General features: G+C 43.5%; 10 protein-coding genes. 7 read left to right on the top strand and 3 right to left on the bottom strand.

The genetic code is table 11. The features are described from left to right. The first annotated feature begins 7 nt into the window (after positions 1-7). The 4 genes from ACFQ21_RS04830 to ACFQ21_RS04815 all read left to right on the top strand — a co-directional run bounded on the left by ACFQ21_RS04830 (position 8) and on the right by ACFQ21_RS04815 (position 4921). Positions 8-505: a GAF domain-containing protein gene (locus ACFQ21_RS04830; RefSeq protein WP_377575602.1), complete on the top strand. Its 498-nt coding sequence runs from the start codon at positions 8-10 to the stop codon at positions 503-505. Positions 506-645: 140 nt separating this feature from the next. Beyond that, positions 646-1371 (top strand): sensor histidine kinase, encoded by a 726-nt coding sequence (locus ACFQ21_RS04825; RefSeq protein ID WP_377575600.1) that lies wholly within the window; start codon positions 646-648, stop codon positions 1369-1371. 160 nt (positions 1372-1531) lie between these two features. Further along, on the top strand, positions 1532-1978 hold the full coding sequence (locus tag ACFQ21_RS04820; RefSeq protein ID WP_377575597.1) for an Hpt domain-containing protein: 447 nt from the start codon (positions 1532-1534) through the stop codon (positions 1976-1978). A 27-nt stretch (positions 1979-2005) separates the two neighbouring features. After that, positions 2006-4921 carry a PAS domain S-box protein gene (locus ACFQ21_RS04815; RefSeq protein WP_377575594.1) on the top strand — a complete coding sequence of 972 codons (2916 nt, stop codon included), beginning with the start codon at positions 2006-2008 and terminating at the stop codon, positions 4919-4921. A gap of 19 nt (positions 4922-4940) precedes the next feature. Here ACFQ21_RS04815 and ACFQ21_RS04810 read toward each other — a convergent pair whose 3' ends face one another. From ACFQ21_RS04810 to ACFQ21_RS04800, 3 genes are read right to left on the bottom strand one after another with little or no spacing between them, the layout of a single operon-like run. After that, positions 4941-6842, bottom strand: a complete 1902-nt coding sequence (locus tag ACFQ21_RS04810; protein WP_377575591.1) for a response regulator — start codon at positions 6840-6842, stop codon at positions 4941-4943. Between the two features lies 1 nt (position 6843). Next, a complete protein-coding gene (locus ACFQ21_RS04805; protein WP_377575588.1) occupies positions 6844-7296 on the bottom strand; it encodes a response regulator in 453 nt (150 codons plus the stop codon). Further along, positions 7283-9124 (bottom strand): PAS domain-containing sensor histidine kinase, encoded by a 1842-nt coding sequence (locus ACFQ21_RS04800; protein ID WP_377575585.1) that lies wholly within the window; start codon positions 9122-9124, stop codon positions 7283-7285. Before ACFQ21_RS04800 ends, ACFQ21_RS04805 begins: the two co-directional genes overlap by 14 nt. 440 nt (positions 9125-9564) lie before the next feature. On the opposite strand from ACFQ21_RS04800, the gene ACFQ21_RS04795 reads away from it, so the two are divergent. The 3 genes from ACFQ21_RS04795 to ACFQ21_RS04785 all read left to right on the top strand — a co-directional run bounded on the left by ACFQ21_RS04795 (position 9565) and on the right by ACFQ21_RS04785 (position 15463). Then, entirely contained in the window at positions 9565-12321 is a 2757-nt protein-coding gene (locus ACFQ21_RS04795; protein WP_377575582.1) for a triple tyrosine motif-containing protein, read from the top strand. Between the two features lie 265 nt (positions 12322-12586). After that, positions 12587-14980 (top strand): GAF domain-containing protein, encoded by a 2394-nt coding sequence (locus ACFQ21_RS04790; protein WP_377575580.1) that lies wholly within the window; start codon positions 12587-12589, stop codon positions 14978-14980. 78 nt (positions 14981-15058) lie between these two features. Next, complete coding sequence (locus ACFQ21_RS04785) at positions 15059-15463, top strand: hypothetical protein (protein ID WP_377575577.1); 405 nt, start codon at positions 15059-15061, stop codon at positions 15461-15463. Position 15464 lies beyond the last annotated feature (1 nt).

The raw sequence follows: 15464 nt of genomic DNA, 5'->3' as shown, positions 1-15464 counted from the left end.
TTAAACCATGGCAACGCCCGACACTGATTTACTGGCAGGAGAAAAACGAAAGGGCTTTTTGTTTCATACGGATGCCAGTGTTTCCAACGAGCGTTTCTGGAAAGAGCTCGCACAGTTGTCCATCACCATCAGCCGTACAACTTCCGTGTCCATTTGTGTTTATGACAATACAGTGTTGCGCGTAACAGCATCAGCCGGTACTATACTTTCAACCGAACGCATCGGGTTATGGGAAGCATTGATACAGCATGAACAATATACCGAAGTCGAAGACACGTTGAAAGATGTAGTGTTCAAATTTGATTCACGTGTACTCGATCAGCCTGTTATTCGTTTTCTGGCGGGTATGCCCATCGTTAATGGTCAGGGAAGTCGCATCGGTATAATTGCTTTGTCTGACAGCAAGCCTCGTAAATTTTCAGGAGAGCAGATCCAATCGTTAAGCATCATCAGCCGTGTTATTGCGGTACATCTTGAAATGAAGAATCGCATTTCTGCAGTCTAAGGATTTTACTGAGGAGATTTACTGAACAAATCTGCGTCCTTATTTTTTCAAAATCAGCATCACACGGATTCAAGTCTACACATTGTTATAGAATTTTGACGCATCAGTTTACAGTTATGATACAAGTCAATTTACAAACAATGGGAGAACAGAAGCGCACCGATACATCAATAGCACAAGAGCTTGCAAAAGCTAAAAATGTTATTGATAAATTTTTGTACGGCTGTTCTCATACCATGCGTGGACCATTGAAATCTATTTCAGGTCTTATAAAACTTTTGCAGAATCCGGAAGCAACAGAAGATCCTTACAAACATCTTGAGCTTATCCAGAAGACGGTTAATAAAATGGAAACCATTCTGAATGACCTTGAGCAGTTCCTGGTGAACTCACGAAGAGATCTTGTTATTGAATCGGTGTCGATGTCCAAAACGATTGATCTTATACTCGAACGCTATAGCAGAGAGGCTGAAAGTAAGAACATCCGTTTTTCGAAAAGTATAACGCAAACAGTTCCGTTGTTCACGGATGTGGAGCGTCTCAATCTTATCCTGATACAGCTCATCTCGAATGCGCTGGTGTTTAATGATTCCGAGAAGGCCGACAAGCACATCGATATATTTGTGCGCGTTAACGAAAACGGATGTCATATTAAGGTATTGGACAATGGTATCGGTATGTCGTCTGACATTCAGAAGAATATATTTCAACTTTTCTTCCGCGGAGCGCAACAGTCGCAAGGTGCAGGCATAGGACTGTATGTAGTAAATGAAGTGCTGCGAAAAATGGGCGGCAGCATTACCGTTACGTCAGAGGAAGGATGTGGTTCAAGCTTCTTCGTGTGGATTCCCAACCTCAAATCGTAATGCCATCTAAGTGTTCTACGTATTTTCTAGGGAAAATCCTTAGGATATGGAGGAGCTCTTGATCTCTGTAAAAATCAGCTTGTCACTGATTTTTTAGATGTTTTTTCATTCCACTTTTGTATGACGAATAACCACGCAGTAACAACTAAATTTTAAAATTATGAGCGCGAACAGATCCATTAACCCAGCATTCTACAATAAGCAGACATTCGTAGAGTTATCTGTTCATGGCCGGGATGTTATGAATAAACCGAAGGCTGTGGGCCGTTATTTCGATCACGACAAGTTTGATAAGCTCACTGGTGGTTATGACAAGATACAGGCGGAACTGATCGAAGCGTTCCTGGAATTTACACCTGCGCTGCTGGAAGAACTTCGCACCATTGCTATGGCCGAGAACGTTGCTGATGTGGCGCGTATACTCCATAAACTGAAATCGTCAACATCTTTGTTGTGTTCAGACTCGCTATACTCTGAGATTATACATCTGGAAGAAAATGCAAACCATGTAAGTGATCCTGACTATAAAAGCCGGATCGCTGCGCTCATTACTTCGCACGAAGTATTGATGGAAGAAGCCGAGACCATTCTTAAAAAACTGACGTAATCAAGCCCCTCTCTATAACAATCCCCCATGAACTGCTTTCTGCCTACAGCTTTTGAAGACAGTCGGTTGGAGACACTTCGCAAACTTGAGATACTGGATACGAGTGATGAGAAAGATCTGGATGATATAGTCCAATTGATCGCTACCATCTGTGATGTTCCTATAGCACTTATCAGTTTAGTCGATGAACGCAGGCAATGGTTCAAAGCAAAAGTTGGCGTAGCTATATCAGAAACTCCGCGCGAACACGCTTTTTGCGCGCATGCTATATTACAAAATGAATTGATGATTGTGCCGGATGCGCTGGCTGATGAACGATTCGCTGCGAGCCCGCTGGTTACAGGCTCTATGGGAATCCGGTTCTATGCCGGGATGCCACTGATTACAACGGATGGCTACACGCTAGGTACGTTGTGCGTGATGGGCCGCAAGCCCGGAAATCTTACCGACTTTCAATGTCTCAGTTTGCGTACACTCGCACGCAACGTCATTAAACAAATTGAGTTGAAATACATGGCGCGCCAGATGGATGAGCGCGCTCGCACGCTGGAAGAATCCAACATGAAGCTGGCTATATTGAACCGCGAGAGTCGCGGTAACCTGGAGCATATCAAGTCGCTTCAGGACCAGCTCGAAATTCGCGAACGTCAATATCGCGAGATGGTGGAGAATGCCACCGACCTTATATATGAACTTAACACAGAAGGATATTTTTCATTTGTAAACCCGGTAATGGAACGCGTATCCGGGTATACAAGAGAAGAGTTGTTTGCCATGCGGTATTGGGAACTGGTATCTCCGGACCATCGTGATCGCATCGTCAACTTTTATAAAGAGCAGCGTAGGTCCGGTAAGCGTAATACTTACCTGGAATTTACTATGCTTACAAAAAGCGGAGAAGGAATCTGGATCGGTCAGAATGTAAACATGCAGTTTACCGATGACTATAAAGTTATAAAAGTAAGTGTTATATCACGCGATATAACAACATTGAAGAATACAGAGCTGAAGCGTATGGAGAGTGAAAATCGTTTTCGTACGCTGGCTGAAAATGCACCGGTCGGAATTTTTCAGACTGATGCAACGGGTGTATGCACGTATGTGAATAAACGTGTCAGTGAAATTACAGGCATGCCGGAAGAAGATATGCTCCGGGAAGGCTGGATAAAAGCTGTATACCCGGAAGATCTTTTGCGTGTAACCACTACGTTGCAACAGTCGGTTGAAGAAAAACACGGCTTCAAAATCGAGCTCCGTTTTGTAAATGATACACAGGGTATACGCTGGGTGATCAGCGAAGGTGTACCGGTGCTGGACGACAACGGAGTACTGACGGGCTATATTGGCACTACACACGATATAACCGAGCGCAAGCAAATGTTTCAGAAGCTGCGTGACAGTGAAGAGCTATACCGCCTGCTCTCCAGCAATACGCGCGACATGATTGCGCTTTACAAGATTGATGCGTCTGCAACACGTACGTTTATATCACCTTCAGTAAACGATATACTGGGATATACTTCGGAAGAGTTGGTGGGAAGTTCTCCCTATGATAATATACACCCCGAAGATGAAGCACAGGTAAAGAAGATATTGAAGTCTGTTGTGTTTACCGGAAACTCCGCGACACTTGAATATCGCATGCGCAGGAAAGATGGTACCTATGTATGGCTGGAATCTCATGCGCATCCGTTCTATGATGATAATGGAAACATGACCGGGTTTCAGAGTTCATCACGTGATATATCAAAACGAAAAGAGTTTGAAGCTTCGCTGAAGGTTGCCAAGGAGAAGGCCGAGGAAGCAACGCGCGCGAAAAGTTTATTCCTGTCGATGATGAGCCACGAGATACGCACACCAATGAACGCTATAGTCGGGCTCACCAATTTACTTTTGCAGAATGATCCGCGCGAAGATCAACGCGAGCGTCTCAACTTGTTGAAGTTTTCAGGGCATAACCTGTTAACGATTATCAACGATATACTTGACTTTAGCAAGATTGAAGCTGGTAAACTGGTTCTCGAGTCTATCGATATAAACCTGAAGAAACTGCTTTCGGATACAAGACAAATGCTGGAGCAGCGCGCGCAGGAGAAAAATATATCGCTCTATATGAAGTATGATGCGAAGTTGCCTGAATTTTTAAAAGGCGATACGGTTCGTATTTCACAGATTGTTACCAACCTGCTGAGCAACGCTATTAAATTTACCGAGCGCGGTTATGTTGAGCTGTCTGTAAAATTACTGGGCGAAGAGAAAGGTAAATATAAAGTACAGTTCGCTGTAAAAGATACCGGTATCGGTATAGAAGCCGATAAGCTTGAGACAATCTTTGAACATTTTACCCAAGCTGATAATGATATTACCAGGAGGTTTGGCGGTACCGGTTTAGGACTTACCATTACCAAAGGTTTACTTCATCTCATGGGCAGCAAGATTGATCTGGAAAGCGTGCCCGGCTATGGTTCTACCTTCTCGTTTGTATTAACGATGGACAAAGGTAAAGATGAGCCTGTTGCCGAAACTAATTCCGTGCCCGGTAAACTTGTTAATGATGAAACGATCAGCGTGTTGCTGGTAGAAGATAATCGCATCAATCAGATTGTAGCACTTAACTTTTTACAGCAATGGGGTGTAGCGGTTGATATAGCGAATGATGGATTTGAAGCGCTCACCATGATCAAACGCAAATCCTATAACATGATATTTATGGATCTGCAGATGCCGGGTATGGATGGCTATGAAGCTTCGCGAAAGATACGTGCCATGGAAGATCCGTATTTTAAAGAAGTACCTATCATTGCATTGACAGCCGCAGCCATGAGTGGTATGCGTGATAAAGTAATAGAAACCGGAATGAATGACTTTATCAGTAAACCGTTTGATCCGGAAGAGCTGCGTCTTAAGGTGGCAAAATTTACACTCTGGCAACAGAGCGCGTGATATAGCGCTGGGCGAATCGCTATACCGTTGCAGGTGCGTGAGAAGAGGCGAGTGGCAACCGTATCACCACAGTAGTGCCGGCATCCTTCTGACTGGATATACCTACAGTTCCATTTAGTTTTTCAACAATGTGTTTAACAATATAGAGACCTAGTCCCGGGCCTCTTGCTTTTTTATGTGCCCGGTAAAACATATCAAATACGCGCGGTAAAAACTCTGGTGGTATACCATCGCTATTGTCTGTTACTTCAATTTTGGCGCGGTTATTCTCTCGCGTTACCGTAATGTTGATCGCACATTCCTGTGTATCATCAGTATAGGTCATGGAATTTTTAATGAGACAATAAAATATAGGCTTGATGATAAACGGATCGCTGTAAAAATTTATATCATTGTCTTGATGTATCGAAAGTGTAGTACGTTCGCTGTTGGGTAAATATTGAAGATCGCGGATAGCCTCGCGTGCTATTTCTTCAAAGTTGATTTTGTCGTTGATAATCGGGTTGTAATATAGCGTAGAGATGCGTGTCAGTTCTTCGAGAATTGTTATCATATCTACGTTGCAGTCGTCAAGCATTTTCAGAAAATCCTGCTCTTCGGTATCTTGTGAAATCATCTTCAGTACATTGATCAATCCTCGTGCAGAAGATACCGGTCCGCGCAATACATGCGAAGTGTGGTATAGAAATGCATTCAACTCCGTAATCTTGGACTCGAGACTAAACTGTACAGTCTTAAGGGCTGTTATATCCGTTATCATTCCAAACGCACCGCTATAGCTGCTTTGGTTATCGTAGAGCGGGTTGCCGGATATAGAAGTCCACACTTTTTTACCAGTCTTGGAGTTCAGTTTAATTTCGAGCGATATCTTTTTACCCTTGCCCAGTTTTTTGAAATGCTCAATGGAGCGGGCACGGTCATCGTGATCCATAAAACTGAAGAACGATCGCGTGATCATTTCTTTTTCAGAGTATTCCAGCATTTCAGCCAGGCGCCTGTTTACAAATATAGTCTGGTTGTGGGCGTTGAGTACCCATATACCTTCCTGCGCTGTTTCGATAATCTTACGATAGCGCTCCTCGCTTTCGCGCAGCATCTGCAGCGCCAGTTCTTTTTCATCTTCTGCTTTCTTTTTCCGCAGCATGTTGGTGAGGCTTATCGGGAAGCGCTTCAGGTTTGATTTCAGCAGGTAATCATCTATACCTTCGCTTAAACAACCTGCGGCAAATTCTTCCGTCAATCCTCCGGAGATAAGTATAAAAGGAACGCGTGCGTTCTTCTTTCGCAGTATACGTATAGCCTGTATGGCATCGAAATTGGGTGGAATATTAAAATCTGCAATGACTACATCCGGATCGAAATTTTCTACCGCTGCTATATACTCCTCTTTATTGCTGGCAATTTTAGAGACCAGCTGAATGTTGAAGGAAGCGATTTCGTATAGCAGCAACTCGGCATCGTCAGGGTTATCTTCCAATATTAAAATACGATAGGTTTTCAGGTATAGCTGTACCTGGAGCAGCGCTTCTTCGAATTTTTCAAAATCGAGTTTCTTGTGGATATAGGCAGTAACACCCAGCTTGTACTTTTCGAAAACTTCATTCTCATTTTCATCTGATGTGAATACCATCACTGGAATGTTGCGCGTTGATTTGTTGCTGCGCAGTTGCCTGAGTACCTCGAGTCCGCTGATGGTGGGAAGATTTACATCCATCAGAATTACTTTCGGTAAATGTTTAACGGGTGTTTGTATATAGGGGCCGCGTGCAAATAGCATGTCCAGCAATTCATCGCCGGTCCGGAGGCGCACAGTATTATTGTGAATGCTGTTGCGCACCAGCAAATCCCTGATCATTTCGGAATCATGATCATTTTGCTCAACAAGAACAATCTCCGGGTGGGGGCTTTCGGTTGTGTTCATGCTAAATCTGTCCTATAGGCTTTTCATTTATAGTATTCCAGTATAGTGTAAGAGTCTTTACTACGTGTACATAAAATTCAAACTCTACGGGTTTCACTACATAGCTGTTGACACCCAGGTTATAGGCTGTTGCAATGTCTTTCTTTTCCCGCGAGGATGTGAGTATTACAACGGGTAGGGTACGCGTTCGTTCGTCTTCACGAATCCGCTTCAGTATTTCCAGTCCGTCTATTTTCGGCAGCTTCAGATCAAGCAATACAAGTTTGAGATCATTTTGAATGCGCTTGTTCTCAAAGCTTTTTTTGGCGAACACAAAGTTGAGCGCTTCTGCGCCATCATTCAGGTGCAATAGATTTATTTTATTATCTCCGAGACGAAGCGCATGCATGGTTAGTTCTGCATCATCCGGATTATCTTCTACCAATAATACTTCTACACGATCAGCTTGCTCCATGAGTTGTTGTATTTAGTGAAAAATAAAAAGTAGCTCCTGTACCTTCTTTGCCTTCTGCCCAAACCTGTCCGCCATGTCGTGTTATAACGCGCTTTACAATGGCCAGACCCACGCCCGTACCGTTGTAATCCTGCGGACTGTGCAGCCGTTGAAATACCCCAAACAGTTTGTTATAGTATTCCATATCGAAGCCAACGCCATTGTCCTTTACGTAATATTGAATTTCTCCCTTCTTTTCAATCGATCCGATTTCAATATGCGGCTGTTCTCTTTTGGAAGAGTATTTAAAGGCATTGGAGACCAGGTTCAGAAAGACCTGTCTCATCAATGCTATATCTCCGGATGCCGGGTGCAAATCGCCTACCCGTACCGTTGCATGACTATGCGTCCCCTTGAATTCATCCAGTACTGAATTTACTAAAGTTTTCATATCTATGAACGTACGGTCTATATCTTTTGCACCAATGCGTGAAAGCATGAGCAGATCATTGATAAGGTTGCTCATCTTGGTAACATTTCTGCGGATGTTGTCCAATAGTCGTTTGCCCTCCGGATCAACCGTGTCCTGAAACTTGTCCATGAATATGGCGATAAACCCATCGATAGCACGCAGCGGTGCCCGCAGATCGTGTGATACGGAATAGGAAAAAGATTCCAGTTCTACGATATGTTCCTCCAGTTCGCGATTGAGTTGCTGGATCTGGTGTTCCGCTTTTTTTCGTTCGGTGATGTCGCGTATTGCTGCGAGCGCCAGGGTGCCGTCTTCCGTTTCCAACGGACTTAAACTGATCTCTACGGGAAATTCGGTTCCGTCTTTTCGTTTGCCGTACAACTCCAGTCCTATACCCATGCCCCGCATACGGGGATCGTTGAAGAATCCATGCCGGTGATGTGGATGTGCATGATGAAAACGTTCCGGTATAAGAATCTCGATAGGCTGTCCTAAAATCTCGCTGCGCTCAAACTGAAATATATTTCGCACCTGGGCATTTACCATTTGTATATTACCGTCTTGTCCTACAATAACCATGGCATCCGGGGCAGATTCAAGGAGTGCTTTGAATTTCTCTTCCGATTTTTTCCGGAGCGAGATATCGCGTATGGCTGCGAGTGCAACTATACCGGCTTCTGTTTCCAGTGGACTCAGACTGATCTCTACCGGAAACTCCGTCTCATCTTTTCGTTTGCCATATAACTCCAGGTCTATACCCATCCCTCGCACACGCGGATCGTTAAAGAAACCTTTACGATGATCCGGATGATTCTGGGTATATCGCTGCGGAATCAGTATTTCAACCTTATTACCAACAAGCTCTTCGCGTTTGTACAGGAAAAGTCTTTCAGTTTGTTCGTTGACCATCTGAATCTTGCCGTCACGTCCTACAATTACCATGGCATCAGGAGCAGATTCGAGTAACGCTTTGAACGTTTCGCGCGATTTCCGTTGCTTGGTAAAGTCGCGCGCGATCTGTCCTATACCGGTAATGTTACCCGCTATATCCCGAAGAGGCGAAACCGTTAGTGATATATATACCGGTACACCGTCTTTTCGCAGCCGCTCTGTCTCAAAGTGATCAATGGATTCACCGTTCTTCAACCGCTCCAGTATAGTTTCAGCTTCAGCCGTGCGGTCGACAGGTAGTATAAATGTTATTGGTTTACCCAATGCTTCGTCACGGGTAAAACCAAAAAGTTTTTCGGCTCCCTTGTTCCAACTTGTAATAGATCCCGCCAGGGTAGTACTAAAGATGGCATCCTCCGTGCAATCAACTATTGAAGCTAAAATTGCTTGTGTGTGATCGGGCTTATTATTAGCGAACAGTTCCATTTAAAACAACAATATTAAGTATTCACTGTCTTGTAAAGGACAGGACTATGAAAACAGGTTATACATAATCGCACAAAACACACCTGCATCTGTGGCGAACAGGCTGACGATCAAATCTTAATAATAAGATAAGCGTATTGATGGTCTAATCCAAATATAGTATTACCGTATTTTTTTAGCATGCAAGCCGCCATTGGTTTTGAGTTAAACTATAAACGACCGCAATAAAGCAGTTTAGTCTCTCGCTTGTATCCGTATAATTACGGATATGAAACTCTATATTTTATGTACATACTCTTCCTGATCAATTAGGACAAGTGTATTTTTATATATGCGCTACTTTTGATCTTCAGAAACACCTGACTTGCTGTATGAGTTACCCGTATGGGGAGCTGGTGCTAAATCTATTCTGATTTCCGGAACGTAAAAAGAGGGTTGAGATGAAGCTGCATATAGCATTGTTCTTACTGGTGTTTTTTCATTCGGCATGCCTGGCACAGGAAGGCGACTACTTTTTAACACATCACAAGTACGATGATGATCGCTACGATCCGGTAAATTTTGATGTAGCGCAAGACAGCAACGGTCTTATCTATATTGCCAACAAAGGGGGCATATTGCGTTATGATGGTCACAACTGGGACCTTGTTTCGTGCAACGGTTCCGTTTACGATGTTCACATCACACCACAGAACCGGGTATATGTAGCCGGTAAAACCGGTTTTGGTTACCTGCAAAATGTTACAGGCTTGTCAAATGCATCCTATATCCCTATATTCAGTAAAGCTCCGGTAGAAGGCATTATTCGCATTGAGCAGCGCGCGGATAGTATCCTGTTCCTCAGTAATAAGACACTCTATATATACCAGGAGTCGAAGAATACCACCAGCCAGGTTCAGGCTCCGGAGAATAATGATTTTACAAATATATTTATCCTGTCAGGAAAGGTTCTGTTGCAGACACAGAACAAGAATATATATACGCTGCAAAATGGAAGGTTAAAGGAGGCGGTAACGGCATGCCCGCGAAATGCGTGGATATTATTTGCGGCAGATCATCCGTCTAATAAATCAATCAGCCTCATTGGTACAGATCGTAATGAACTTTACTGGATACGTCAGGGTAAAGCATCGCGAATATATCCGAAGGACGATGGGTATATCGAGCAATCTGAATTGACGGCGTGTAGCTGGGTAAGTAATAATCTGATCGCGATCGGTACACTGCGGGGTGGTGTTGTATTTCTCAATGCTACCACGGGCATGATCGATAAGATCGTTAATTACCATACCGGTTTACCGGATAATGAGGTATATGCGCTGGGCAGCGATCGCGATAAAGGAGTATGGGTAGCACATGAGTATGGCTTCACACGCATAGCACCGGAACTTCCTTTTCGTTGCTTCTCTAATTTTCCGGGTATAGAAGGAAATCTGTTAGCGGTAATGCCTTTTGAAAATACAGTATATGCAGGTACCAGCACGGGCATGTACTACCTGGAAGAGACTAAAAATTTTCAGACAACACTGCAGCGTGTTGAGGTAAAAGGATCACCCCGACAAAACAGGAAAGAGCGTACCGAGAACAAATTGTCCGTTAAGACAGAGGCGCAACCGGTAAAGACAATAACGGAAGAGGCAAATACAAAAACAAAACGCAAGGCCTTTTCATTTCTGAAGTCGAAGAAAAAGAAAGCACGTGAAGAAGAAGTAAAAGAAGAAGAAAGTCGGCCGGAGGTTGAAGAAAAAACGGTCGAGCCTGCTAAACGAAAAAGTACGTTTATACAACGCATTTTTTCACGCAAGCCCAAGACTATTTTTGAACGTCATCGCCAATTAAAATCTGTGCGCTATATCTATAAGGCCGTAGCGGGTTTTACGGGCAAAAGCAGTAGCATAAGGCATCTTAAAAACAGCCTGCTGTCAGGTGGTACGGGTGGTTTATTTGAGATCAAAGAAAAAAAGGCAGTTCGCATTGATGACGATAACACACTGGTGTTTTCCTACGATGCGACTCTTAACGAGATATTCTCGTTTACGGGCGATCATATCTTAAAAGTATTCTCGCAGGAAAAAGACAAATGGTCAATGTCATCTTCGATAAAGATCGAGGATGATATAGTACATATTAACCGTACGAGCCAGCAGGACATATGGCTGGCTGGTCGCAATGCTATATATCTGTTACAGCGCAATATTGCGGGTCAATTGCAGGTAGTGCGTACGTTGGGCATCAGCAATCCATTCAATGACGATGTATACTCGTTCGTGCATAATGATAAAACATATTTTATCACTTCGCACGATTGTTTCTATTACGATGCATCGCGTAAAGTTCTGTTGCACGATCGTGAATTCAAAAAGCAGTTCGGTAAAGCGGAGCGCGTTATCATGAGCAATGAGAGTATATGGATTTTCAACGGCACCCGATGGATCTGTCTCACCGATAAAGACACACAGCATCGGGCATTAAATGTACTTGGATTCTTCAAGCAGGTAAAATCGCTGTATGCACAGCAAGGCGGAGAATGCTGGGTAACAACCAGTACCAACGAACTATACAAGGTTTCTTCTGCCGGGTATAACGAGTCTTCCATGATGCACAAGGTTTTGTTGCGTGAAGTCCGGAGTAAAGAAGGACAGCCGTTGCCACTCGAAGACCTTCATGTAGAGCAGGATAACAGTTCGCTTGCGTTTGAGTTTGTTCATCCGGATTACCTGGGATTAATCGGTGTTCAGTACCAGTATAAACTCAACGGACTTTCTGATGAGTGGACAGCCTGGACTCCCAACTCGTCACTTTCATACCAGTTGTTGCCCGCAGGTTCGTACAATCTTCATGTGCGTATACGGGATACGTTGGGTAAGGTATCTGAAGAACAGGTAATCCATTTTAATGTAGTGCCTCCGTACTGGAAGACCTCGTGGTTTTACCTGTTGGAAATTATCTTCTTCGGTTCATTGTTGTGGGCAACCTTCAGACTTAATCGTAAAGAGAGTCGCTATGAGTTTATTACGCGTATACTTACGTTGCTAACGTTGGTGCTCATCATCGAGCTGATCCAAAACCTGGTAGAGAGTTACTGGGCTACCAACACATCTCCTGTTATCAACTTCTTTGTGCAGGCAGCCATCGCGTTGCTGGTATATCCCGTTGAAAAGATTCTTCGACAATTTCTATCCGGCAAACCAAGTTAGATCCTTTCATTTCTTTAACGTATGATGATATCCGTAGAAATACGGAGGTTGTTTTCGGTAATTATAGATTCTGAGTTAAGCATTAAACCAGACAACAGTTCCTTGGGGAAGAATATACTTTTGCTTCTATAAAATTGTCAACTATAAAACGAAAGTATATATATGAAATATCCGGCAAAAGAGAAGTCGATATGTCGGTAATACAACCAAACAGATACGACCCCTAAACCCATTTCCCTTTATTAAGAAGAACATTGATCGAAACATGAAGCTGAAATTCAAACTTTCTTACCAGATATCTGCGGGATATCTGGTAATCGTACTGGTCGCTATCATCGCTATAGTATCATGCTTTAGCGCGTTGGAAAGAAACAAGGATCTGGATACACGTATACAGCAAGTGTACATGCCGTTTTACTTTTCCCTGAAGGATCTTGATGCACTGCTGGCAAATTCATACAGACTAACCAGTCGTTGGGTGGCGCACGAAGACAGTAACCAGGAGAAACAGGAACTAAGAACTATTCATAAGACACAATATTTCGAAGTAAAACAAAACCTGGATGAAATACTGAAGAACTCATCACTGGCCTCTGATCGCCAGGCAATTCAGGAGTTGTTTAGCGATTTTCAAACTGTAATTTCTGCGCAGAATGAATTGATGAGTTTACTCAAAAACGATTCGTCATACCTAAACACAGAATCTTTTGATCGCGCGCATCGCGTTTTTGAACAAAAAGTTACCCCTCAAACCAGGCAGTTACGCGATAAACTCGACACACACATCCACAATCTTGATACTACCATCGATGAAGTACGAGCAGACAAACAGCATGCCTATACGCGTGTAGTCATTACGTTGATTGTGATGCTTGCCATGTTTATAGGTATAGCGGGGATGGCGTATTTCTTTTCCATTACGCGCGTGGTAGATCCCATCATTGAGTTGAAAAAAGTGATTCGCGAAGTAGGAGAGGGCAGTAAAGCAAAAGTAGCTTTTGAAAAGAGAAACGATGAGATAGGTCAGATCGGTCAGGCACTTGCTTCTCTTACAGAAGGTATGAATTCCAAGCTCGTATTTGCCGAGAAGATTGGTAAAGGCGAATACGATACGGATTTTGAATTACAAAGCGATCGTGATGCTATGGGTAAGGCATTGCTCGATATGCGTGACAACCTGAAGCGAAATACAGAAACCGAGCGTCAGCGAAACTGGTCTATAGCAGGTCTTGCAGATTTTGCAGAGATCATTCGCAGTCAGGATGATTCTCAAACACTGGCCGATACCATCATCAGTAACATTGTACGGTATACTAACTCAAACCAAGGAAGTCTGTTTGTTGTGCAGGACAGTGCCGAAGGCGAAGAAGAGCACCTGCTGCTATATTCTTGTTATGCGTGGGATAAGAAGAAATTTGAGGAGAAGAAAATCTATAAAGGACAAGGACTTGTAGGACAATGCTGGCAGGAGGGCAATCCTGTTTTTCTAACGCAGGTTCCGGCCAACTATGTGCACATTACTTCCGGTCTCGGCTATGCTACTCCGCGATCTATTTTTATTGTACCGCTCAAGATCAACGAAGCTATATATGGTGTGCTGGAACTCGCATCCTTCGAACCATACCCCCAACACAAACAGGAATTTATAGTAAAGGTTTGTGAAAATATAGCGGCTGCTATAGCATCTGCAAAAAATGCCGAGCAGACCAGGCATCTGCTGGAGGTAAGCCGACTTCAGACTGAAAATCTGCACGCACAGGAAGAAGAGATGCGGCAGAATATGGAAGAACTTGCAGCTACGCAAGAGGAGATGCAGCGTATTCTTACTGAAACACAGAATAAGGAGCGTTACTTGCGTGATCTCATGAATGCATCAACAGATGCGATTGTAACATTCGATCGCGAATACAGGGTTATACATTTCAACACTGCGATGCAAAAGAGCTTTGAGGCAGAGGGCATAAGGCTGCAGGAGAAAAGTAATTTTCTTTTGCTGAGTAATAATACGAAAGATCCTGACTGGAAGAAAATATATGATCGTGCGCTGACCGGAGAAACTATCCATAAAGAAATAACGCTCCGGGATAGACATTTTATAGTACAGTATGTACCCATGCGTGATGATAGTAATCATGTATTTGCTGTAGCACTTTTTTCGAAAGACGTAACTGACATCACAAAAGCTAAACTGGAAGTTGACAGGTTGTTAAATGAAAGCCGGCTGAAGGAAGTTGAATTGCGCGACACGATGGACAGACTGCAGGCTACGATGGAGAGTGATGCAAAACGTAGTCGCGAACTGGAACGCAATACTTCTCAATTGGAAGCGCAGAAGCAGATGATGCTAAAGGCTATTGAGAAGCTGAAAGAGAAGGAAAAGGAAACACAGGCGCAGGAGGAAGAACTTCGTCAAACGATGGAAGAACTGCAGTCTACTTTGGAAGGTGAAGCTAACCGAAGCAGAGAACTCGAGCGAAGCGCAGCTCAAATGAAAGCGCAGGAGCAGATGATGTTGAAAACGATTACCAAGCTGAAGGAGAAAGAAAACGAAACGCAGGCGCAGGCTGAGCAGATCCGGTTAAAGGAAGAACAACTGAAAGCGCAGGAAGATGTACTCCGACAGATGATGGAGGAACTGCAATCCGGTGGTGTAAAATAACTGATAACGAGTTGAAGGGTGGCGGTTGGCAATCAACCGGATAAAAGTAAGGATATACTATATATAGTCTCGATAAGCATGCGCGTATATTTTGATAACGACTTTGTAAACATAGAGTATAATACAGACTATACATTCATTGTTTTGAAATGGAAGATAGCCCCCTGTTCAGATGATTTCAGGCAAGGTCTGCATACGTTGCTTCTGGCGATGCAGCATTTTAAAACGGGAAAAGTTGTTGTTGATGCATCGCAGCTGGGGACGTTGTCTTCGGAAGACCAGGAATGGTCCGTTACATCATGGGCCAATAAAGCCGTTCGCGCGGGATACTCGCATCAGGCTACCGTTGTGTCCAAAGATATTTTTTCAAAAATACCTAAGAGTGAGAGACTCACGAATATTGGTATACTGACGTTTGCTGTTTTCGAATCATTTGAAGATGCTATTCGCTGGATGGAGCAGGCTACTCAAAGTTATCAATGAA

This window comes from Ohtaekwangia kribbensis (assembly GCF_042676245.1).
GTDB classification, from domain to species: Bacteria; Bacteroidota; Bacteroidia; order Cytophagales; family Cyclobacteriaceae; genus Ohtaekwangia; species Ohtaekwangia kribbensis.
Note: the sequence above shows the minus strand (reverse complement) of the source record. Positions and strands in the feature narration are given on the sequence as shown.